Below are 21,220 nucleotides of genomic sequence, written 5' to 3' on the forward strand. Positions count from 1 at the left end.
GAATTTTCTTGCGATGGGCCTGTGAAAAGCCGGGATAATGTCGGCACCATGACCTCGCTCAGAGTCCTGGCAGTTGTGCTGGCCGGAGGAGTGGGCAGACGGCTGATGCCGCTCACGCTGGCCAGAGCCAAGCCGGAGGTACCTTTCGGCGGAATGTACAGATTGATTGACTTTGTCCTTTCCAATCTGACCAACGCCGGATATTTCAAGATCGCTGTGCTGACGCAGTACAAGAGCCGCAGCCTTGACAGGTACATCTCCCGCAGCTGGCAGCTGTCCCCGTTCCTGGGCCACCACATCACCCCGGTCGCCGCCCAGCAGCAGCTGGGACCGCAGTGGTTCTCCGGCTCGGCCGACGCGCTGTTCCAGAACCTGCACCTGCTCCAGGAGGAGATGCCGGAGCACGTGCTGGTGTTCGGCGCCGACCACGTCTACCGCATGGACCCGCGGCAGATGCTGGCCCAGCACGCCGAGTCGGGCGCGGACGTGACCGTCGCGGCCATCCGGCAGCCCCTGGCGCTGGCACACCAGTTCGGCGTCATCGAGATCGCCGGCTGCAGCAGACGGATCGCCAACTTCGCCGAGAAGCCGCAGAACGCGGTCGGGCTGACCGATTCGCCGGACGAGATCTACGCCTCGATGGGCAACTACGTCTTCAGGACCGAGGCCTTGATCGACGCGGTCTGCTCGGACGCGCTCGACGTCACCAGCACGCACGACATCGGCGGCAACATCATCCCGATGCTCGCCAGATCAGGCAGGGCGGACGTCTACGATTTCGCGCGCAACGTGGTGCCCGGCGGGCGGGAGCGCGAGCGCGGCTACTGGCGGGACGTGGGCACGCTGGACGCCTACTACGACGCGCACATGGACCTCCTCCATCCCGATCCGTCCTTCACCCTGCACAACGACGGCTGGCCGATCCGCACGTGGCACGACGTCGTGGCGCCGACCGCGTTCCTGCGCGGCATCGAGGACCGGGCGGGCAGGGCCGTCGACGCGCTGGTCTCCCCCGGGGTCACCGTCGGGGGCGGCGCCACGATCGAACGGTCGGTGCTGTCGCCCCGGGTGACCCTGCAGGCGCGGGCCCGGGTCGAGGACTGCGTGCTGATGGAGAACGTGCACGTGGGCAGGGACGCCATGGTCAGGCGCGCCATCGTCGACAAGGACGCCGTCATCCCCGACGGCGCCCGCATCGGATTCGACCTCGACGAGGACCGCGCCAGATACACCGTCACCGAGAACGGGATCGTCGTCATCGGCGGCGACGAGGGCAGTTTTCCCGACAACGGAATCGAAAGCATCGTCAACGTTCCGGCGACGTCGCCCGGCTGATTCCATGCGGGAGTTCAGACACCGGAAACGTCTTTCAAGGCGTTTCTAAAGATTCGGAGATCGACCATTCGAGGGCGAGCACCCGGGTATGACTGAGCGCGGCGAGGCCCATTTAGCACCATTCGGGGGAGAGTAATGATCACGCATGGAAAATCCACCAAAAAGGGGCATGTCGAGATTCTCTTCTCGCTGCCCGCTCATGTCGGCCCGGTCTCCGTCGTCGGCGACTTCAACGGCTGGGACCCCTACGCCCACCCGATGAGGCTCGACTCCGACGGACAGTACAGCGTCGCGGTCGCGGTCCCGAAGGGCCAGGCCTACGCCTTCCGCTACCTCGGCGACGGCGGTAACTGGTTCGACGAGGAGGCGGCCGGGGAGTTCGACGATCGCGGCGCGATCCTGCGTACCCCTACCCCTCAGCGGCGCGCGGCCATGGCCAAGGCCGCGTCCGCCAAGCCCGCGCGCGCCAAGGCGCGGCTCGGCTAGGCCGGCCGCTCGAGCCGCCGTTTCCCTGACGGGGCGGCGGCTCGAGCATGTTCCTGGGCGCCCGGATCTACCAGGGGACCCGCCCGTTCTCGTCGAAGAAGCCGCCGGTGGGCCCGTCGGGCCCGGCCATATCTGACCCACTGGCCAGGTCGACGACGACCCTGGCGCCGTCCTCCGCCGTGCGGCCGAGGTCGAACCCCAGCCCCTGGGTGAAGTCGGTGTCGCAGGGGCCCGGTGTGGCGGCGTTGACCTGGATCCCCTCGCCCGCCAGCTCCCTGGCGTACTGGACGGTCAGGGCGTTCAGCGCCGCCTTCGACGCCGGGTAGGCGGCCTGGGGCGGCAGGCCGTACATGTAGTGATCGGGATCGGTCTGGTAGGTCAGCGATCCGACGCCGCTGGAGACGTTCACGATGCGCGCGGCCGGGGAGCGGCGCAGCAGCGGGAGCATCGCGTTGGTGACCGCGACCACGCCGAGGACGTTGGTCTCGAACACCTCCCGAACCGACTCCACGGGCGTCGCGCCCGGGGGGCGGCCCGGCGTGTACCCGGAGATCCCGGCGTTGTTCACCAGGACGTCCAGGCGGCCGAACCGCTCCTCGATCCAGCCGGCCGCGGCCGTGATCGTCTCCTGATCGGTCACGTCCAGGCGTACCGAGAGCTCCCCCGACGGGGTGCGCATCCCGGAGATCACCGTCATCCCGCGTGCGGAAAGTCCTGCCGCGACCGCTTTGCCGACGCCCCTGCTTGCCCCGGTGACCAGGGCGATCCTCTCGCTCACCCGTCCATTCCAGCAGGGCCGCCCGAAGCGGGGCCAACACCGGCTGGGTCACGCGCAATACCCTGCGGGTATGGAGACGCGCGAGCTTTCGTACTTCCTCGCCGTGGCCGAGGAGCTGCACTTCGGCAGGGCGGCCCGACGGCTGGGTATCGCGCAGCCGCCGCTGTCGCGGGCGATACAGAAGCTGGAGCGGCGTCTCGGTGTGCGGCTGTTCGAGCGGGCCGGCGGCAGGGTCACGCTCACCGCGCCCGGCCGGGTGCTGGCCAGGGAGGCCGTCACGGCGCTCGAGGCGGTCGCGGCGGCCGAGCGGCGCACCCGCAGGGCGGGCGCCGCCACGCCCGGGCTGGTGGTGGCGATGAAGCCGGGCGGTGACGGCGGGCTGCTGCCCGCGATCCTGGCCGCCTACGCCGGGCTGCCGGAGGCGGTGGAGGTGGAGGTCGTGCTGTGCGCGATGGGCGAGCGGGCCCGGCTGCTGCGGGACGGTACGGCCGACGTGGCGTTCCTGCACACGCCGTACGAGGACCTGACCGGGTTCGACAGCGAGCCGCTGGTCCAGGAGGGCGGCGTCGCCGTCCTGCCGCTCGGCCACCGGCTCGCGGGCCGCGACCACGTGCTCCTGGCCGACCTGCGCGGCGAGCCCCTCGCGCGCTGGTCGGATGAGTCGGGCGGCGGGCCGATGGTGCGGGACGCGGCTCAGCTGATGCAGCTGATCGCGCTCGGCAGGGCCGTGGCCGTGGTCCCCGAGTCGGTGCGCGGGCAGCTGCGCGACGACCTGACCTGCGTGCCCGTGCTCGACGCCGCGCCCACCACGGTGGTGCTCGCCTGGCCCGAGCACGCCCGCTCCGCCGCGCTGGCCGCCTTCGTCCGCGCCGCCTCGGGTGTCTCCCAGGCCGCACAGGGAATAGCCCCGGTATGCCACTGACCAGGACAGAGCGGCAGCGGTTCCTCGCCGAGCCGCACATGGCCGCCATGGCCATCGACGCCGAACCAGGACGCGCCCCGTTGACGGTCCCCATCTGGTACACCTACGAGCCGGGCGGCGACGTGGAGTTCCTGACCGGCGGCACCTCGCGCAAGGCCACGCTGCTGGCCAAGGCGGGACGCCTGTCACTGCTGGTCCAGCGTGACACGCCCACCTACAGGTACGTCTCGGTGGAGGGCCCCGTGATCAGCTCGGAGCCGACGACCGAGGAGTTCATGACGCGCCTGGCCGCCCGCTACATGCCGCCCGAGGCGGTGCCCGGTTACGTGGAGAACTCCGACCTGGCCGCGCTCGTGACCTACCGCATGCGGCCCGAGCGGTGGCTCTCGGCGGACCTCGGTGCCATCTGACCCGGTATTTTGTGGCACGTGACTGCAAACGTGACCGGCGCCCACGGTCTGGGCCTCGCCACCATCGCCGCTGACGGCACCGTCCTCGACACCTGGTTCCCGAGCCCCGAGCTGGGCGACCCGCCCGCCGCGGGCACCACCCGCCTGGCCGACCCCGGAGAGTTCGCCGCGCTGGCCGGGCCCGACCCGGTCAGGGACGTGGAGGTGGTGGCGGTCCAGACCGGCATGGCCAAGCTGTCGGAGCCGCCGGTGGACGCCCACGACGCCTACCTGCGGCTGCATCTGCTGTCCGCCCGCCTGGTCAGGCCGCACGGGGTGAACCTGGACGGCCTGTTCGGCCTGCTGGCGAACGTGGTGTGGACCAGCCTCGGCCCGTGCGCCGTCGAGGGCTTCGAGCGGACGCGGGTGCGGCTGCGCGCCAGGGGCCCGGTGACCGTGTACGGGGTGGACAAGTTCCCGCGCATGGTCGACTACGTGCTGCCCTCCGGCGTGCGCATCGCCGACGCCGACCGGGTACGCCTGGGCGCCCACCTGGCCCCCGGCACGACCGTCATGCACGAGGGCTTCGTCAACTTCAACGCCGGCACGCTGGGCGCCTCCATGGTCGAGGGCCGCATCTCGGCCGGCGTGGTGGTCGGCGACGGCTCGGACGTGGGCGGCGGCGCCTCGATCATGGGCACGCTGTCGGGCGGCGGCAAGGAGGTCATCTCGATCGGCGAGCGCTGCCTGCTGGGCGCCAACTCCGGCGTCGGCATCTCGCTGGGCGACGACTGCGTGGTCGAGGCCGGTCTCTACGTCACGGCCGGCACCAAGATCGCCCTGCCTGACGGGCGGGTCGTCAAGGGCAAGGACCTGTCGGGCTCCAGCGGCCTGCTCCTGCGCCGCAACTCCCAGACCGGCGCCGTCGAGGCCACGCCTCGCCAGGGCGCCACAGTGGAGCTCAACGCGGCGCTCCACGCCAACTGACGCGTCGCTTTCCAGTACGGCGCGCACCGGAATCTCCCGGGGCGCGCCCACAACCCGAGCCCAGGTGACCGGATCCCGTGCGCCGTGACGGCGGGCCGCTGTCACCGACTCGCCGCGAGCGCCGGTCGCGGGCCCTCAGCCGAAGTGCGGGCGGCGGCCGGTGGGGCGGCTCGCCGTACATCCGGCTGGGGCGCGTCCTTGCTGCACTTGAGCGGGTCGTCGATCCGGGCGAGCGTCATCGCCGCACCGAACTTGCTCGTGGACTCCGGCAGGTGGTCGGGCGTCCTGATGCCGACGACCATGGGCATCCTCGACGGCGTGATGGTCATGATCTGCCTGCCATGTTCGTCGGGCTCCATGACCACGACCTGCTCCAGCCCGGCGTGTCCGCCATGGGCTCGCAGAACTCGTTGACCGTGACGCGCGCGGGAATGCCGGCATCGGCCAGTGTCCGCTGCAGCACGACGGGATCGAGCGACTCCTCCTTGGTCACCTTGACGGTGACCGTGCCGTCGGCGTTGGTGTCGACCGAGAACGCGGCCGGCCGCGCGTCCCCGGTGGCCGCCGGCACGGCCCGAAGGCACGCGTCGCGGCTCCCCGCGTAGAACTCCTCGAACTCCAGCTGCTCCACACCCCCTACACGCACGGGCCGCACCGCCCGCTTACCTACGAGATGATATGGTTTTCGTATTATATGGATTCCGTAGGAGATAACCATGATCCTCGTAACCGGAGCCACCGGACTCGTCGGACGTCCCCTGATCGAGCGGCTGGTCGAAGCGGGCGCCAAGGTCCGTGCCGTCACCCGCGACCCCTCGGCCGCCGACCTCCCCGCGGGCGTGGAGGTCGTCCCCGGCGACCCCAGACAGCCGGAGAGCATCGCGCTCGACGGCGTCACCAGCGTCCTGCTCAACCCCCGCGCCGTCGGCACCGCCGCGCCCGAGCTGCTGCGCCGGGCCAGGGAGCACGGCGCACGCCGGGTGGTCGCCATGGCGGCGCTCAACGTCGACTTCCCACTCGAACGGCAGCCGTCGCGGCTGCGCGGCGACTTCAACAAGGAGGTCGAGCAGGCGGCCGTGGAGTCGGGCCTGGAGTGGGTGAGCCTGCGCTCGGGCTGCTACGCCTTCAACACGCTGGGCTCATGGGGCGCGCAGATCCGCGCCGGCGACGTGGTTCGCGGCGCCTACCCGGAGGCGCGCTGGGCTCCCCTCCACGAGCTCGACCTCGCGGCGGTCGCCGCCCAGGCCCTCCTCACGGATGCGCTCCTGTCCCGCAAACCTGTGCTCACCGGCCCCGAAGCCCTCACAGCCCCGCAGATGGTCGCCCACATCGCCGAGGCGACCGGCCGCCCCCTCCGCTACGAGCAGGTCACCCACGACGAGGCCGTCGACCACCTGGAGTCCGCGGGCATCCCCCGCCCCGCGGCGGCCGGCTTCCTCGCCCTGGAAGCGGACTCCTACGGCCAGCGGGACCTGGTGACAGCCGAAGTGGAAGGCGCCCTCGGCCGTCCCGCCCTGCCCTTCTCCCACTGGGCAGCCCTGCACGCGCCGGCCTTCACCAGCCAGCCCTAACCCCCGCCGAGGCTCGGATGTGGCCTGGGAGAGAATTCCTGGGGAGGCCGTGTCCATCTGGCCGGGGTCCGTTCGTGGTGATGGTGTACGGCGGGCCTGCCGTACACCATCACCACGAGAGGAACGAGCCGTGAAGTACATGCTGCTGATCAACGCGGGCACCGATCAGGACGACCAGTGCACCGTCGAGGACTGGATGGCCTACGACAAGGCCGTCAAGGACGAGGGCATCATGGTGGCCGGCGAGTCCCTGGCCGACCTGGTGACCGCCACGACCGTCCGCGTCGCCAGGGACGGCACGCCGACCGTGACCGACGGGCCGTACGCCGAGACCCGTGAGGTCCTGGGCGGCTTCTATGTGATCGACGTGCCCGACCTGGACGTGGCGCTCGACTGGGCCGCCCGCTGCCCGGGCGCGCGTGGCGGCGGTTCCGTGGTGGTGCGCCCCGTCGCCGACTTCGATGCGTGACGTTGAGGCGGTCTTCCGCGAGGAGCGCGGCAGGCTGCTGGCCGCGCTGGTGCGCCGGTTCGGCGATCTCGACCTGGCAGAGGAGGTGACCTCCGACGCCATCGAGGCGGCGCTGAAGCACTGGCCGGTCGACGGCGTGCCGCCCAAGCCGGGCGCCTGGCTGATGACGACGGCGCGGCGCAAGGCGGTCGACCGGCTCCGGCGCGACCAGGCCTACGCCGCGCGGCTGGCGATCCTGCAGGTGGAGGCGGAGCGGGCCGCGCACGTGCCGCCCGCCGACGCGCACGACGACCTGCCGGACGAGCGGCTGCAGCTGTTCTTCACCTGTGCGCACCCGGCGCTGCCCGCCGAGGACCGCGGGGCGCTGACGCTGCGCTGCCTGGCCGGGCTGACCACGCCGGAGGTGGCACGGGCCTACCTGGTGCCGGTCCAGACGATGGCCAAGAGGATCGTCCGGGCGAAGAAGAAGATCCGCGAGGCGCGCATCCCGTTCCGCGTGCCCGGCGCGGACGAGCTGCCTGAGCGGCTGTCCGGCGTGCTCCAGGTGATCTACTCGATCTTCACCGAGGGGTACGCGGCCAGCTCGGGCCCCGACCTGCAGCGGCTCGACCTCGCCGAGGAGGCGATCCGGCTGGCCCGGATCCTGCGCCGGCTGCTGCCCGCCGAGCGGGAGGTCGCCGGGCTGCTCGCGCTGATGCTGCTGGTCCACGCCCGCCGCGACGCCCGTACCGGGCCTGACGGCGAGCTGGTACTGCTGGACGAGCAGGATCGCGGCCGCTGGGACCGCGCCATGATCGAGGAGGGCGAGGGGCTGGTCGTCGCCGCGTTGACGGGCGGCGCTCCCGGCCGGTACGGCGTGCAGGCCGCGATCGCCGCGCTCCACGACGAGGCGGCATCCGTCGAGACGACCGACTGGCCGCAGGTCGTGGACCTCTACGACGTGCTGCTCGCGCTCGACCCGTCCCCGGTCGTGGCCCTCAACCGGGCGGCGGCCGTCGCCATGCGCGACGGGCCCGAGGCGGGCCTGTCTCTGCTCGACGAGCTGGCCGGCGAGCCGCGGCTGCGCGACTACCACCCCTACCTGCTCGCCCGCGCCGACCTGCTGCACCGGCTCGGCCGCCTCCCCGAGGCCGCCGTGGCCTACCGCGCGGCGCTCGAGGCGGCAGGCAGCGAGCCCGAGCGCGCCCACCTCCGCCGCCGACTGGCCATCGTCGAAGAACCTCGCGGGTGACTGTCCATCTGGCCACGTCCCATTCGTCGCAATGCAGTACGGCATCGCACGAAAGGACCCACCGATGACCTCCACCCACACCAGGCCCGTCCCCACAGTCGCGAAGCTGCTGAATTGCGGGGTACTCGCCGGGTTTCTCTTCCCCGTCGCGTCGTTCGCGCAGGCGTTCACGCGGACCGGATTCGATCTGCGACGGCACGCGCTGAGCTCCCTCGACCTGGGCGACCTCGGCTGGCTGCAGGTCGCCAACTTCGCTCTCACCGGCGTGCTGGCCTGCGCCTTCGCGATCGGCGTACGGCGGGCCTCCCTGCCCGGTCTGGCGGGCAAGGTGGGACCGATCCTGATCGGCGTGTACGGCGTGGCCATGGTCGGCGGCGGGGTGTTCACCCCCGATCCGGCGCTCGGCTGGCCGGCCGGAGCGCCGGCCGGGCTCCCGGAGCACGCCAGCACCCACGCCGTCCTGCACACGATCGTCGGAGCCTCGGCGTTCCTGTCGCTGATCGTGGCCGGGCTGGTGTTCGCCCGGGCCTTGCCGAGCCGTGTCTGGACGGTCCACAGCCTGGCGAGCAGCCTGGCCACCTTCGTGATCACCGTGCCGCCGTGGAGTCAGGACAGCGCCAGCCTGCGCTTCGCCGCCGGCGCGATCCTCATCTCGAGCTGGCTGGCCACCCTCGCCTGGCGCCTCAGGACCCGCTGAGGCCTGCCCGCGGAGAAGAGATTCGACATGCGATGTGACGAGACACTCGCCTGGGTGAAGGCCGAGCGGCTGAGCCGGTGACGGCGGCGCTCGACCACGTGCTGGCCAGCAGGTTCTACGGCGCCAGGAAGCGCCTGCGCGACACCCGGCTGATCGCCACGGACGTCGACTGGTCGGCGGGCCAGGGCCCAAAGGAGGTCCGCAGCCCCGCCACCGACCTTCTCCTGCTCGCCACCGGCCGCCCACGCCCCGTGCTGTCCGCCGGGTAGCCGGCTTTGGACGCGCTAGCCGTCTCGCGTCGTCACCCGCACTGACTGTAACCGGGCTGTGGATCTGACCCGATCGCGCAGGGTCTCATCGCCTCCTTCAGGGGTCTCGGGGCGGGTCACCGTACCGTGGCAGATCATCGACGAGACGAACCGGGGAGCACACCGTGACGGAACAGGCCGAGCGGCTCACCAGCATCGCCCGCGGCTGGGACGAGGCCGCGGACGGGTACGAGGCGTACTACGTGCCGCGCTTCGCCCCGTGGGTGGAGGTGGCGGTCCGGGCGATCGCGGGGGCGTTGCCCGACGGGCCGGTGCTGGTGCCGTGTTGCGGGACGTTCCCCGAGCTCGACGTGCTGGTCGAGTACGCCGGAGACCGCGAGATCGTGGGGATCGACCTGTCCTCGGGGATGGTCCGCCTCGCCGGGCAACGCGCCGCCCGGCATCCGCGGGTGAACGTGATCCAGGGTGACGCCTCGACGCTCGATCCCGCCTGGACGGGCAGATGCGCGGCCGTGGTCTCGGTGTTCGGTCTCCAGCAACTGCCCGAGCCGGAGCACGCGATCGCGTCGTGGGCGGCCGCCCTGCGCCCCGGCGGGCGGCTGTCGGTCGTCTACTGGCCGGGCACGACCGAACACGACGGCCCCTTCGCCCGCCTCGCCGCGCTCCTCGACCCCCACGACGACTCCTGGGAATCCCGCCTCATCCCCGCCCTCACAGCCCAGGGCGCCCTGCTCGACAGGGACGACCACCCGTCGTTCCCCATGACCCACCCGGACGCCGCTACCTTCTTCGACGCCCACACCCGGTCGGGCCCCTTACGCCCCTTCGCCACATCCCGCGGCGAGGACTTCATCACCCACCTCCGCACAACCTTCCTCCACCACTCCCCCACCGGCGCATGGCACCACCACCCCCGAGCCCGCCACCTCCTCGCCCACAAACCATGATCCCCTGGCAAGGACACGGCCCTCGCTTTGCCGGTGCGCGGATCAGCTTCGGGCCGGCATCACTGGGGCCGAGCCCCCACTCGTCCTGGCAGGGGCGCCGTCGCCTCCGGCCCGGGCTGTGTTTCTTGAGGGTTCGCGCGTACGGCGCGCAAAAGTGTTTCCTGAAGGCCCCACCCGAAATCCACCTGAACCGCGACCGCCCGACACCCGCCAGGAGACGGCAACCGTGGCCACGCATCGGGGACGATATGCGCCGGGGAGGGAAGCCCGCCCTCGAACCCACCTGAACCGCGACCTCCCCGGCCCTCGAAACTTGGCCCTTACAAGTGCGGGTGTGTAGCTCCCCGTAGTTCTCCCGGCTCGACACGGTTGAGAAGAAGTCTTTGCATTGATATCTTCTCATCATGCCTGAATCGCGACCGCGCGTCCTGTCCGACGTAGACGCGCTCAAGGCCCTCGCTCACCCACTGCGGCAACAGTTACTGACCTGGCTCCAACGCCATGGCCCGGCCACCTCTGCCGACCTGGCCGCCACGTTCAGCGAGGACCGCGGCGCGACCAGCTATCACCTGCGGTATCTGGCCCGGTTCGGGTTCATCGAAGAGGACGCGGAACGCTCGTCCGGGCGCCGCAAGTATTGGCGGGCCATCCCGCAGGACGTACGGCTGCCGCGACGCCCAGTGGACCCCGAGATCGCCCTTGCCGCGCAGGAGATCGGCCGACAGTGGATGGAGCGCGCTGATCGCGACCTGACCGCGTACCTCTCCAACAGAGAGGGGTTCGGCGAGTTCGCCACAGCCGCCATGCACTCCTTCGGCGGCACCATGCTCACCCCTGAGGAACTGGCTCAGTTCGGCGAAGAGTACATCGCCTTCCTCTCCAGCTGGCACCGAGAACCCGACCAGGCGTCCCCCGGCAGCAGACACGTCTCCGTGGTCTTCCACGCCTTCCCCACCCCCGAGCGAGACGACGCGTCATGACTGCCTCGACTACACAGGGAACCGCCCCACGACCCTCGTTATGGCGTAATCGCGAGTTCGTCACCCTGTGGAGTAGTCAGGTCTTCGCGACCTTGGGCGCCCAGATCAGCGGGACAGCGATGCCGCTGCTGGTGCTGGCGACCACCGGGTCGCCCTCCGACGCCGGAATCGTCGGCGCCGCCGCAACGCTGCCTCTCCTCATCGCCCACCTGCCGGCCGGGCCGTTGGTGGACCGGTGGAACCGCCGCAAGATCCTTCTCATCAGCGAACTCGTCGCAGGCCTGGCGCTCTCCACCCTCCCGATCGCCATGTGGCTGGACATACTCACGGTTGCGCACCTCGCCGTGGTCGCCTTCGTACAGGGAATGTGTTTCGTCTTCTTCGGACTGGCCGAGCGCGCCGCTCTCCCCACGATCGTTCCGGCCGCGCTCCTGGCCACCGCAATAGCCCACAACGAGGCCAGGAGCCGCGCCGCGGCTCTGACCGGTCCTCCTCTGGGCGGCTTGCTCTTCGGCATCGGCCGCGCTGTGCCGTTCCTGGCCGACGCGCTCACCTATGCCATCGCCTCGATCGGACTGCTGTTCATCCGAAGCGACCTGCAGAACCAGACGAAGCCACCAGCTGAACCACTATGGCGGGCGACGACGACAGGCTTGCGCTGGATCTGGCGCCACCCCCTCGTCCGCGCCGCCATCTTGCTCATCGCGGTCAGCAACCTGGTCTTCGAGGCCCTCATCTTGATCCTTGTGGTCCTTGCCCAACGGCACGGCGCCACATCCACCGCCGTCGGCATGATGCTCGGCATCTACAGCGGTGGCGGTCTGCTCGGAGCACTCGCGGCGAGCAGGTTTCACCGCCGCTTCTCCCCCAAGACCGTCATCATCGGGATCAACTGGATCTGGGCTGCGCTCCTGCCCCTGTTCACACTCACGTCCAACCCCATGTTGATCGGCTTCATCGGTGCCGCCTGTGCGTTCATCGGCCCGTTGTGGAACGTCGTCATCGTCACCTACGCCACCGCCCTCGTTCCCAACGAACTGCTGGGGCGCGTCACCAGCGCGGCCATGACTCTGTCCTGGGGGGTCATGCCCTTGGCCTCGCTCGGCGCGGGCTACCTCATCACCACCGCCGGACCAACCGGCTCCGTATTCGTGCTGACCGCAGTGATGCTCGTGACCGCCCTCATCGCCACTGCCAGCCCGGCCGTTCGGCAAGCCCCGCCACTCCCCGTCCACGACGCGTCAGTCTGACACCCGACCGCCGATGTCCGCGCCGCGGCGATGAGCAGTATCTCCAGGAGATGCCGTACGGCGAAGCTGATGACGACCCGTGGGATCCGACCACCAGACCTCACGTGGCTCGACGTCGACGACAACCACAGGCGAGTTTCAGCCAGTCCTCGGTGGTCATCTGGTAACGGTGGACCGGATTCCACCACCCGTTCTCGGGTTCGTAGCGGTAGACAGCCTCGCCCAGGAAGAGTTCACGAGGCACCGTCTCCAGTGCTTCTCTCCAGGCCGGAGAGCCGATCGCCTTGACCAGGCTGTGTCGTAGCTCCGCTGCAAGGTTCACGTGAACCGCCCTTCCAACAGCGTCTCGGCTCGGCAAGATCATCAGCTATCGCATCGGAATCGGGCTGCCCGTTTGGAATGCACTTGAGTCGTCGCTCTGGTCCTCCAGCTTCGCCAACTGAGAGTGAACGATTGCCACCGGTCCGTCAAGGGCTGATGGTCAGGGGGTGGATTCAGAGGAGCCTTTCCGAAACAGCCCTGCGATGCGGGTCAATGCCATGGGTGACGGCCACGGCATGGTTTGCACGGCGCTGGACAGGTACACAAGGACGACACAGCGCTGTTCGTCTCCCAGTTCGCCGTCCCGCAGGCCCAGCATGCGTGGGCGGGCGACATCCTGACCGTGGTGGACGTCACACCGGTCAGGGTTCGGGCTGACGGTGACCAGGGAAAGACAGCGCGTCTGACTAGGCGACCCTGACGGTCCCTCCTGGAGCCTGCCCGCCTAGTAAGTCCGCGTATTGAAGCGTCGTGCCCTTGGTGCGACCGCTCAGAGCGACTGATCAACTATCGTGACCGGCCATGAGATTCCTCATCGTCGGGGGCAGTGGTTTTCTCGGCAGCGAACTCGCTCGGCAGTGTTCGGTGGTCAAGCATGAGGTGACTGCGACCTACCTGACCCGATCAGGGGAGACCGCAAATGTTGAGTGGTTGCCGCTCGATGTGCGCCGACGAGAGGACGTCGACGCACTGATCGGCGCATTTCGGCCAGAGGTGGTCATCAACGCTGCGTACCGGCAGACAGATTGGGCGACCACCGCGATTGGAGCCGTGAACGTAGCTCTCGCTGCCTCCGGAGCAGGCGGCCGCCTGGTCCATGTGTCCAGCGACGCGGTCTTCTCTGGTGCCGCGATTCTCTATGACGAGACGTGCGTCCCTGACCCGATCACCCCGTATGGTGCGGCCAAAGCCGCTGCCGAGACAGCAGTGAACGCGATCGCGCCAACCGCGGTGATAGCCCGTACATCCCTGATCATCGGTGACGGTGATTCTCCGCACGAGGCGCTGGTGCATTCACTGGCCACCGGCAGGGTGAGAGGAACGCTCTTCACCGACGACGTGCGATGTCCCGTGCATGTCGCCGATCTCGCCGCGGCGCTCCTCGAGCTTGCCGTATCCGGGTATCACGGCATCCACCATGCCGCTGGAGCCGATGCGGTAAGCCGATACGAACTGGGGCTGCTCATCGCCCGGCGTGATGGACTCGACGCGGACCATTTGCCTTCAGGCCGGCGAGCAGACACCAACGTGCCCGGCCCGATAGATGTGCGCTTGGAGTGCGGCATGACTCAGCGGCGGCTTCGGACCAGGCTGCGTGGTGCGCGGCAGTTTCTGGGGTGAGGTTCACTGATGATCGCGACCTGCTCCTGATGAAGATCGCCCACGTGCAGGTTGCCTACTGTTGTTCCGATCGGGCTCGAGTTTGAGATAGGCGGATGGAGCCCAGGTGGGTCGATCCGGAAGGCTTGCCGCCAAGCGTCCCGATGCGTGGCCACGTTCCCGCCTCCGGGCGGGTGTCAGGAGGATGGTGCTCCAGGTGGGCTTCGGGTGGGCCTTCAAGTAAGCACCGTCCGAGCTTCAGCTCGGCCCTTTGCGGGGGTGCGGGGGCAGCGCCCCCGCCTCCCAAAAGACAGCCCGAGCCGGAGGCGAGGACGGCGCGGGTGCAGGGGCGCGCCCCTGCCAGGGGGCGTGGGGGGCTTGGCCCCCCACTGAGGCCGGCCCGAAGCTGATCCGCGCAGCGGCAAAAGCGAGGACCGTGCCCCAACCAGGCCGACCTGAAGCTGGCTCAGGTTGTTAGGCTCCGTGGGAGACGGCGGAGCCGATGGTGTGGACGCGGAGGGCGTTGGTGGAGCCGGGCGTGCCGGGAGGCGAGCCGGCCACGATGACGACCTTGTCGCCCTTCTCCAGGCGGCCGAGCGACAGCAGCGACGCCTCCACCTGCCTGACCATGTCGTCCGTGTGGTGTACGAAGGGCACCTGGAAGGTCTCCACGCCCCAGGTGAGCGAGAGCTGACCGCGCACGTGCGGGGCCGAGGTGAAGGCCAGCAGGGGGATCGGCGAGCGGTAGCGGGCCAGGCGGCGGGCCGTCTCGCCGGACATGGTGAACGCGCACAGCGCCTTGGCGCCGACGATGGCGCCGACCTCGGCGGCCGCGCGGGCGATGGCGCCACCGGTGGTCTCGGGCATGCGCTCCAGCGTGTGGGTGGCGTGCAGCGAGGTGGCCTCGGCGGCGCAGGCGATGCGGTCCATGGTGGAGACGGACTCGATCGGGTAGGTGCCGACCGACGTCTCACCCGAGAGCATGACGGCGTCGGCACCGTCCATGACCGCGTAGGCCACGTCGGAGGCCTCGGCGCGGGTGGGGCGGGGGGCGTTCATCATCGAGTCGAGCATCTGGGTGGCGACGATGACCGGGCGGGCCTTCTCGCGGCACAGCGAGATGATGCGCCTCTGCACGATCGGCACCTGCTCCAGCGGGAGCTCGACGCCGAGGTCGCCGCGGGCGACCATGATGCCGTCGAAGGCCTCCACGATGTCGGGGAGCCGGTCGACGGCCTGCGGCTTCTCGATCTTGGCGAGCAGCGGCAGCCGTACGGCCTCCTGCTCCATGATGTTGCGGACCACGTCGGCGTCGGAGGGGCGGCGCACGAACGACAGTGCGATCATGTCGCAGCCGGTGCGCAGCGCCCAGCGCAGGTCGGCCTCGTCCTTGTCGGTGAGGGCGGGGGCCGAGACGTTGACGCCGGGCAGGTTGAGGCCCTTGTTGTCGGAGATCATGCCGCCGATGACGACCCGGGTGATGACCCGGTCGCCGTCGACGCGGGTGGCCTCGAGCACGAGGCGGCCGTCGTCGACGAGGATCGTGTCGCCTGGCCGGACGTCGTTGGGCAGGCCCTTGTAGGTGGTGGACACCTGCTCGCGGTCGCCGGGCACGTCCTCGGTGGTGATGGCGAACACGTCGCCGAAGCCGAGCCGGACGGGCCCCTCCTCGAAACGGCCCACCCGGATCTTGGGGCCTTGCAGGTCGGCGAGGATGCCTACGCCGCGGCCGAGGTCGGCCGCAACCTCCCGTACCCGGTCGTACACCTCTTTGTGGATGTCATGGTCGCCATGACTGAGGTTGAAGCGGGCGACGTCCATCCCGGCGGCGATCAGATCGCGCAGTTTTTCCGGTGATGACGTGGCGGGTCCGAGAGTGCAGACGATTTTAGCGCGACGAGTCACGACTCCTACCTTAATTGGTACAGACCACTTGGCTGTCAACGACGGCGTGAAAGGTAGCCCACGTAGGAGAACACCACGAGAACGGTCACCCCTAGGCGGACCAAGTTCGTGTACTTCTCCGGGTAGATCACGCCCTCGATGTAGTAGTCGATGAAGCCGGAGGCGGGCAGCCCCTGCATCCCGGCGTGACGGCGTCCCCAGTCCTCGACGACCGTCAGAGGACACTCGATGCCGGTGGCCACAGACAGCAAAGCCCACCCAACAACCGCTATATGGGCATAAATGGTACGCCGCCACCGCCATGCGATGAACCCGCCCACGGCCACGTAGGCCAGGAACAGGAAGTGCACCACCATCGCGGCCTCGGCGACGAGGCGATACATCATGGTTTGACGGTAACCGCTCCAAGCGCCGACACGATGCCGTGCCCGTAGAAACCGTTCCTGGCCTTCCCGCCCTCGCAGACGTGGGCCTCGGAGCCGTAGGAGAACTTGCGAGGCGACGGGCAGGCGTGCTTGGTGGCGCTCTCGTACAGCAGCTTCTCGACCTTGTCCGGCCCGATCTTGCCGAAGCGGCTGACGATCAGCGCCGCGACCCCGGTGGCGTGCGGCGCCGCCATGGAGGTGCCCTCCATGTACTGGTAGTACGAGCAGGCTCCCTTGACGCAGCTGCGCACGACCTCGTCGGTCTTCGGCTTGCCCGCCCGGTCGAGCTTGCCCTGGGCCCGCAGCGCCCCCTCGGGCGCGGCGGCCAGGATGGTGCGCGCCGGCGAGAGGCCGTTGCCGTCGAGTTCGTCGCCGCCGGGTGCCGACACGTCGGTCTGCTCGAGGCCGTAGTCGCTGTAGAGCGCCTTGCGCCCCGACGGTCCCAGCGACGACACCGAGATCACGCCCTTGGACTCGGCCGGGACGTTGAGGCAGGAGTTGTCGATCTTCCTGGTCTTCTCGTCGCCGCGCGGGTAGCCGGGGCTTGAGCTGTCCACCTTGGGGTGGCCGAGGTCGCTCGAGCCGTTGCCGAGCGCCGAGATGACCGTGACGCCCTTCTTGCGGGCGTAGTCGATGGCCCGCTGCATCCCGGTGATGATCGCCCGCTGCTCCAGCTGCTGCTTCTTGCTGTCCGCGGGGTTGTCGCGGCAGTTGAACAGCCACGGGTCGACGTAGTAGCTCATGTTCACCACGTCGACGCCTATGTCGCCGGCGTAGGTGAGCGCGTCCAGGCTGGCCTTGAGGAAGAAGAACCCGGAGTCCTGCCCCGCCCGGATGTTGACGAGCTGGACGTCCGGCGCGACGCCGGCGATGCCGATGCCGTTGATCGGGGAGGCGATCGTGCTGGCCACGTGGGTGCCGTGGCCGTCGTCGTCCTCGTCGACCGGGTCCTTGCAGCTGACGACCTCGCACGGGCCGTCGAGCCGATCGCCGTTGGAGTCCTTCGGCTTGTCGGTGACGAAGTTGCGGCTCAGCTCGCGGTTGAAGTTGGGCGCGATGTCCGGGTGGTTGCCGTCGATGCCGGTGTCGATGACGCCGACCAGCACCTTCCTGCTGCCGGGCTGCTTGGCGTGCGCCCGGTCGGCCCCGATCATCCGCATGTCCCACTGCCGCGGCGCCAGCGGCTCCCCCTTCGGCGAGGTCAGCGCGGACGCGTCAGGAAATCCCGTACGGCGGGCCGCCCCACCCGCGTCATCGAGCGCCGAGGCGTAGCCGATCTGCCGATCGGCAGACACCCCCACCACGGACGAGTCCGCCCCCACCCGGTTCACGAAGGCGTCTCCCGACCCCTGGGCGAGCACGTACCCGAGCTTGGCCTCCGTGCTCTCCGCAGTCCCCCCGGCCCGTCTGATGGCCTCCAGCGCCTGGGCCTGCTGCCCGTCGGCGTAGAAGACCAGGAACTGCGACGAAGGTCCGGAACGCGGGGAGGGCGCCCCCGAGGCGGAGCTGCAGGCGGTCATCGCGCCCACCAGGGCCAGCGCCGTCAACCCGCGGGCAACCCGCCGCATGCTTCCCCAATCCACCGTCGCGATGATGCGAGAACCTGCATCATCGCGACAGTTCCCCGGTGAAGCAACTTTGTCACGAAATATCCGTCACACGGAAGCGCCGACCTCCTGCGGCGCCGGCTCGGCGGCGCCCAGCCGTACGTCGGGCAGGAAGGCCAGCAGCACCGCCCCCAGCACCAGCAGCGGCGTGAGGACCGTGAACACCCCGGTCACCGCGTCGGCGAAGGCCAGCTGCAGCCCGTGCCTGGCGGCCTGGGACAGGTGGCCGAGCGCGGCGGGCGTGATGGAGCCCACGTTGCCCAGCCTGCTGCTGAAGACGGCCCCGAGGATGGACACGCCGACGGCCCCGCCGATCCCCCGGGCGAAGGTGATAGCAGAGGTGGCCGTGCCTCTGTCACGCGGCGGCGCGGTGGACTGGACGCCGAGCAGCAGGTTCTGCATGACCATGCCGAGCCCGGCGCCGAAGATCAGCATGTAGACGCCGCAGGTGAACGCGCCGGTCGTGGCCGACATGGTGGTGAACAGGAACGCCGACAGCGCGGTCAGCAGCACACCTGCCACCACGAACCACTTGTAGCGCCCGGCCTTGGCCACGAACTGCCCGCTGATCATCGAGGTGAGCACCATGCCCGCCATCATCGGGATGGTCAGCAGCCCCGAGTTCGACACACTCACGCCGACGACCAGCTGCAGGAACGTCGCCAGGAACGTGGCCGCGCCGAGCATCCCGGTGGCCAGCAGCACGATCGCGGCCGCGCCGAGGCTGAGCGTCCGGTCGGCGAACAGCCGCAGCGGCACGATCGGCTCGGCCACGCTCCGCTCCACCAGGACGAACAGCCCGAGCAGCACGGCGGCGCCGAGCCCGAGCCCGATGGTGACGGGCGAGGACCAGGCGTAGGTGACGCCGCCCCAGGCGGCCAGCAGCGTCAGGCAGGTCAGCACGCCGGAGATGAGCGCGAACCCGAGCCAGTCGATCCGGTGGGGAGAGGTACGGCGCGGCAGTTTGAGCACCGCGAAGGCCACGGCCAGCGCGACGACCCCGAGCGGCAGGTTGATGTAGAAGATCCACCGCCACGAGATGTGCTCGGTGAGCAGTCCCCCGACCAGCGGCCCGCTGATCGAGGCGACGCCCATGACGCCGCCGAACAGGCCCTGGAACCTGGCCCGCTGGGCGGGCGTGGCGATGTCCGCCATGATCGTCATGGTCAGCACCATGAGGCCGCCCGCCCCTATGCCCTGGAAGGCGCGGAAGGCGATGAGCTGGACCATCGACGTGGCGATGCCGCACAGGGCGGACCCGGCCAGGAAGAGCACGATGGCCGACAGGTAGAGGCGGCGCCGGCCGTACATGTCGCTGAGCTTGCCGTACAGCGGGGTGGAGATGCCCGACGTCAGCGCGAACGCGGTGATCAGCCAGGACAGGCTGTCAACGCCGTGCAGCTCGCCGGCGATGGTGGGCAGGGCGGTGGCCACGACGGTCTGGTCGAGTGCGGCCAGGAACATGGTGAGCATGAGCGAGCCCATGCTCACCCAGAGGTCTCGACGTGCGGATAGCATGCGAAGACTCCTCGCTTCTTTTCGCAGAGGGCAGGAGGAACCGCGGCGATCGGGGGTGCCACCCCGGTCGCCGCCCTTACGCGGAGAGTCCGCCTTCGAGCAGGTCGAAGGCGCGGTCGAGGAGCTCGTCGATCGAGCCTTCCGTGGTGCCCGCGAGAAACTCGAGCACCGCCGAGAACGTCGCGCCGAACGTGCCGATCATCACCAGCCGGGCCCGCAGCCTGTCGCCGTCGCCGAGCCGTCGCTCGATGACGTCGACCACGCGCTCCATGACCTTCTGCTGGTTGGTCACCGCGGTCCTGGAGGCGAGCTCGGGGTGACGGCGCAGCAGTTCCTGGAACTGCTCCATGCCCGCGAAGACCGGCATGAAGATCTCGGCGCGTGCCTTGGCGATGATCCGCAGCGACCGCAGGACCGGCTCGTCGAGGGGCCGTTGCTCCAGCGCCTCGATCATCTCGTCCGGCGAGACGGGTGACTGCATGACGAGCGCGTCGTCCTTGGAGGCGAAGTAGTTGAAGAAGGTACGCGGCGAGATGTCGGCCGCCGCGCTGATCGCCTCCACGGTCGCGGCCTCGAGCCCCTGGTCGAGCGCGATCCGCACCGCCGCCATCCGGATGGCGTGGCGCTTTGCGGCCCTGCGGCGCTCACGCCGCTCCTTCGGACTCTCCATACCCTGCACACTACGCACAAATTGCAGTGCCTGCAAGACTTGCAGGCACTGCAATTTCTATCCGTACAGCGAGCTCAGCCGCGCGCCAGCGTGGTGCTGCCGAAGACGACCCCCCGGGTCATCGGCCGCTGCAGGAACTCGTGCGGGAAGCCGAGGTCCACCTCGCTGGCCTTGTTCAGGGTCTCCAGCTGACTGTCGGTGAACGTGACGTCCAGGGCGCCGAGGTTGCTCTCCAGCTGCCCCAGGGTCCTGGCGCCGATGATGGGGGCGGTGACGGCCGGGTTGGTCAGCGTCCAGGCCAGGGCGACCTGGGCCGGGGCGACGCCGATCTCGGCGGCCACGTCCTTGACCACGTCGGCGATGTCCAGGGCGCGCTCGTGCAGGGAGCCGTTGGCCGCGGCCACGTTCTTGCGGCTGCCCTCGGGGTTGGCCTCGGAGCTGTGGTCCAGGTCGGCGCGGGTGTACTTGCCGGTGAGCACGCCGCTGGCCAGCGGCGACCACGGGATGACGCCCAGGCCCAGCTCGGCCGCCATCGGGATCAGGTCGCGCTCCACGGTCCGCTCGACCAGGCTGTACTCGATCTGCAGCGCGATCAGCGGGGACCAGCCGCGCAGGTCGGCGATGGTCTGCATGCGCGCCACCTGCCAGGCGGGGGCGTCGGAGATGCCCACGTAGAGCACCTTGCCCGCGCGCACCAGGTCGTCCATGGCCCGCATGATCTCCTCCACCGGGGTGGTGAAGTCCCAGGCGTGCAGGTACAGCACGTCGATGTAGTCGGTGTTCAGGTTGCGCAGGCTGGCCTCCACCGACTGCACCATGCTCTTGCGGTGGTTGCCGCCGGCGTTCGGGTCGTCGGGGCGGCGGTTCATCGTGTACTTGGTCGCGATCACCAGGCGCTCACGGCGGCCCTCGGCGAACTCGCCGATGAACCTCTCCGAGGTGCCGTTGGTGTACATGCTGGCGGTGTCGATGAAGTTGCCGCCGCGCTCGAGGTAGGTGTCGAAGATGCGGCGCGACTCCTCCTTGTCCGAACCCCAGCCCCAATCCGTGCCGAAGGTCATCGTCCCCAGGGACATCGGCGAAACACGCAGGCCCGAGCGGCCCAGCAGGCGGTACTTGTCAAGTGCGTTCGTCATGCCCCCT

23 protein-coding genes are annotated in these 21,220 nt (G+C 69.6%); 14 read left to right on the forward strand and 9 right to left on the reverse strand.

Annotated elements, in window-relative coordinates:
• Nucleotides 1-48: 48 nt before the first annotated feature.
• Nucleotides 49-1,335: a glucose-1-phosphate adenylyltransferase gene (locus tag ACIBHX_RS10325; RefSeq protein WP_397066163.1), complete on the forward strand. Its 1,287-nt coding sequence runs from the start codon at nt 49-51 to the stop codon at nt 1,333-1,335.
• A gap of 135 nt (nt 1,336-1,470) precedes the next feature.
• Nucleotides 1,471-1,821, forward strand: a complete 351-nt coding sequence (locus tag ACIBHX_RS10330) for an isoamylase early set domain-containing protein (RefSeq protein ID WP_397066165.1) — start codon at nt 1,471-1,473, stop codon at nt 1,819-1,821.
• A 67-nt stretch (nt 1,822-1,888) separates the two neighbouring features.
• On the opposite strand, the gene ACIBHX_RS10335 is transcribed toward ACIBHX_RS10330, so the two are convergent.
• Nucleotides 1,889-2,599 carry an SDR family NAD(P)-dependent oxidoreductase gene (locus ACIBHX_RS10335; RefSeq protein WP_397066167.1) on the reverse strand — a complete coding sequence of 237 codons (711 nt, stop codon included), beginning with the start codon at nt 2,597-2,599 and terminating at the stop codon, nt 1,889-1,891.
• A 70-nt stretch (nt 2,600-2,669) separates the two neighbouring features.
• On the opposite strand from ACIBHX_RS10335, the gene ACIBHX_RS10340 reads away from it, so the two are divergent.
• From ACIBHX_RS10340 to dapD, 3 genes are read left to right on the forward strand one after another with little or no spacing between them, the layout of a single operon-like run.
• The gene (locus ACIBHX_RS10340) at nt 2,670-3,521 is read left to right on the forward strand and encodes a LysR family transcriptional regulator (RefSeq protein ID WP_397066169.1); all 852 of its coding nucleotides are present in this window, start codon (nt 2,670-2,672) and stop codon (nt 3,519-3,521) included.
• A complete protein-coding gene (locus tag ACIBHX_RS10345; RefSeq protein WP_397066170.1) occupies nt 3,512-3,931 on the forward strand; it encodes a pyridoxamine 5'-phosphate oxidase family protein in 420 nt (139 codons plus the stop codon). The genes ACIBHX_RS10340 and ACIBHX_RS10345 overlap by 10 nt, the downstream gene beginning before the upstream one ends.
• An 18-nt stretch (nt 3,932-3,949) precedes the next feature.
• Nucleotides 3,950-4,897 carry a 2,3,4,5-tetrahydropyridine-2,6-dicarboxylate N-succinyltransferase gene (gene dapD / locus ACIBHX_RS10350; protein WP_397066172.1) on the forward strand — a complete coding sequence of 316 codons (948 nt, stop codon included), beginning with the start codon at nt 3,950-3,952 and terminating at the stop codon, nt 4,895-4,897.
• Between the two features lie 101 nt (nt 4,898-4,998).
• On the opposite strand, the gene ACIBHX_RS10355 is transcribed toward dapD, so the two are convergent.
• Together ACIBHX_RS10355 and ACIBHX_RS10360 are read right to left on the reverse strand one after the other, a co-directional pair.
• Nucleotides 4,999-5,256 carry a hypothetical protein gene (locus ACIBHX_RS10355; protein ID WP_397066174.1) on the reverse strand — a complete coding sequence of 86 codons (258 nt, stop codon included), beginning with the start codon at nt 5,254-5,256 and terminating at the stop codon, nt 4,999-5,001.
• The gene (locus tag ACIBHX_RS10360) at nt 5,223-5,543 is read right to left on the reverse strand and encodes a hypothetical protein (RefSeq protein ID WP_397066176.1); all 321 of its coding nucleotides are present in this window, start codon (nt 5,541-5,543) and stop codon (nt 5,223-5,225) included. The genes ACIBHX_RS10355 and ACIBHX_RS10360 overlap by 34 nt, the downstream gene beginning before the upstream one ends.
• A 70-nt stretch (nt 5,544-5,613) precedes the next feature.
• On the opposite strand from ACIBHX_RS10360, the gene ACIBHX_RS10365 reads away from it, so the two are divergent.
• The 9 genes from ACIBHX_RS10365 to ACIBHX_RS10405 all read left to right on the forward strand — a co-directional run bounded on the left by ACIBHX_RS10365 (nt 5,614) and on the right by ACIBHX_RS10405 (nt 13,973).
• A complete protein-coding gene (locus ACIBHX_RS10365; protein WP_397066178.1) occupies nt 5,614-6,468 on the forward strand; it encodes an NAD(P)H-binding protein in 855 nt (284 codons plus the stop codon).
• Nucleotides 6,469-6,607: 139 nt separating this feature from the next.
• Nucleotides 6,608-6,937: a YciI family protein gene (locus ACIBHX_RS10370; RefSeq protein ID WP_397067044.1), complete on the forward strand. Its 330-nt coding sequence runs from the start codon at nt 6,608-6,610 to the stop codon at nt 6,935-6,937.
• Nucleotides 6,930-8,168, forward strand: a complete 1,239-nt coding sequence (locus tag ACIBHX_RS10375) for an RNA polymerase sigma factor (protein ID WP_397066180.1) — start codon at nt 6,930-6,932, stop codon at nt 8,166-8,168. Before ACIBHX_RS10370 ends, ACIBHX_RS10375 begins: the two co-directional genes overlap by 8 nt.
• Nucleotides 8,169-8,232: 64 nt before the next feature.
• Entirely contained in the window at nt 8,233-8,865 is a 633-nt protein-coding gene (locus ACIBHX_RS10380) for a DUF998 domain-containing protein (RefSeq protein WP_397066181.1), read from the forward strand.
• Nucleotides 8,866-8,942: 77 nt separating this feature from the next.
• The gene (locus ACIBHX_RS10385; RefSeq protein WP_397066183.1) at nt 8,943-9,134 is read left to right on the forward strand and encodes a hypothetical protein; all 192 of its coding nucleotides are present in this window, start codon (nt 8,943-8,945) and stop codon (nt 9,132-9,134) included.
• A gap of 164 nt (nt 9,135-9,298) precedes the next feature.
• Nucleotides 9,299-10,081 carry a class I SAM-dependent methyltransferase gene (locus ACIBHX_RS10390; RefSeq protein WP_397066185.1) on the forward strand — a complete coding sequence of 261 codons (783 nt, stop codon included), beginning with the start codon at nt 9,299-9,301 and terminating at the stop codon, nt 10,079-10,081.
• A 404-nt stretch (nt 10,082-10,485) separates the two neighbouring features.
• Nucleotides 10,486-11,061, forward strand: coding sequence for an ArsR/SmtB family transcription factor (locus tag ACIBHX_RS10395; RefSeq protein ID WP_397066187.1), 576 nt, complete (start codon nt 10,486-10,488; stop codon nt 11,059-11,061).
• Nucleotides 11,058-12,311, forward strand: coding sequence for an MFS transporter (locus tag ACIBHX_RS10400; RefSeq protein ID WP_397066189.1), 1,254 nt, complete (start codon nt 11,058-11,060; stop codon nt 12,309-12,311). The genes ACIBHX_RS10395 and ACIBHX_RS10400 overlap by 4 nt, the downstream gene beginning before the upstream one ends.
• An 843-nt stretch (nt 12,312-13,154) precedes the next feature.
• The gene (locus ACIBHX_RS10405) at nt 13,155-13,973 is read left to right on the forward strand and encodes an SDR family oxidoreductase (protein ID WP_397066191.1); all 819 of its coding nucleotides are present in this window, start codon (nt 13,155-13,157) and stop codon (nt 13,971-13,973) included.
• 453 nt (nt 13,974-14,426) lie between these two features.
• Here the strand turns inward: ACIBHX_RS10405 and pyk are convergent, their stop codons facing one another.
• The 6 genes from pyk to ACIBHX_RS10435 all read right to left on the reverse strand — a co-directional run bounded on the left by pyk (nt 14,427) and on the right by ACIBHX_RS10435 (nt 21,213).
• Nucleotides 14,427-15,857, reverse strand: a complete 1,431-nt coding sequence (gene pyk, locus ACIBHX_RS10410; protein ID WP_397066193.1) for a pyruvate kinase — start codon at nt 15,855-15,857, stop codon at nt 14,427-14,429.
• Between the two features lie 35 nt (nt 15,858-15,892).
• A complete protein-coding gene (locus ACIBHX_RS10415; RefSeq protein WP_397066195.1) occupies nt 15,893-16,243 on the reverse strand; it encodes a DUF2784 domain-containing protein in 351 nt (116 codons plus the stop codon).
• Nucleotides 16,240-17,865, reverse strand: coding sequence for a S8 family serine peptidase (locus ACIBHX_RS10420; RefSeq protein WP_397066196.1), 1,626 nt, complete (start codon nt 17,863-17,865; stop codon nt 16,240-16,242). Before ACIBHX_RS10420 ends, ACIBHX_RS10415 begins: the two co-directional genes overlap by 4 nt.
• Before the next feature lie 72 nt (nt 17,866-17,937).
• Entirely contained in the window at nt 17,938-19,407 is a 1,470-nt protein-coding gene (locus ACIBHX_RS10425; RefSeq protein ID WP_397066197.1) for an MDR family MFS transporter, read from the reverse strand.
• A gap of 76 nt (nt 19,408-19,483) precedes the next feature.
• On the reverse strand, nt 19,484-20,077 hold the full coding sequence (locus ACIBHX_RS10430) for a TetR/AcrR family transcriptional regulator (RefSeq protein ID WP_397066198.1): 594 nt from the start codon (nt 20,075-20,077) through the stop codon (nt 19,484-19,486).
• Between the two features lie 74 nt (nt 20,078-20,151).
• Nucleotides 20,152-21,213, reverse strand: a complete 1,062-nt coding sequence (locus ACIBHX_RS10435; protein WP_397066200.1) for an aldo/keto reductase — start codon at nt 21,211-21,213, stop codon at nt 20,152-20,154.
• Nucleotides 21,214-21,220: the final 7 nt, after the last annotated feature.

It is taken from the genome of Nonomuraea sp. NPDC050536 (assembly GCF_044457685.1).
In the GTDB taxonomy this organism is placed as follows: domain Bacteria; phylum Actinomycetota; class Actinomycetes; order Streptosporangiales; family Streptosporangiaceae; genus Nonomuraea.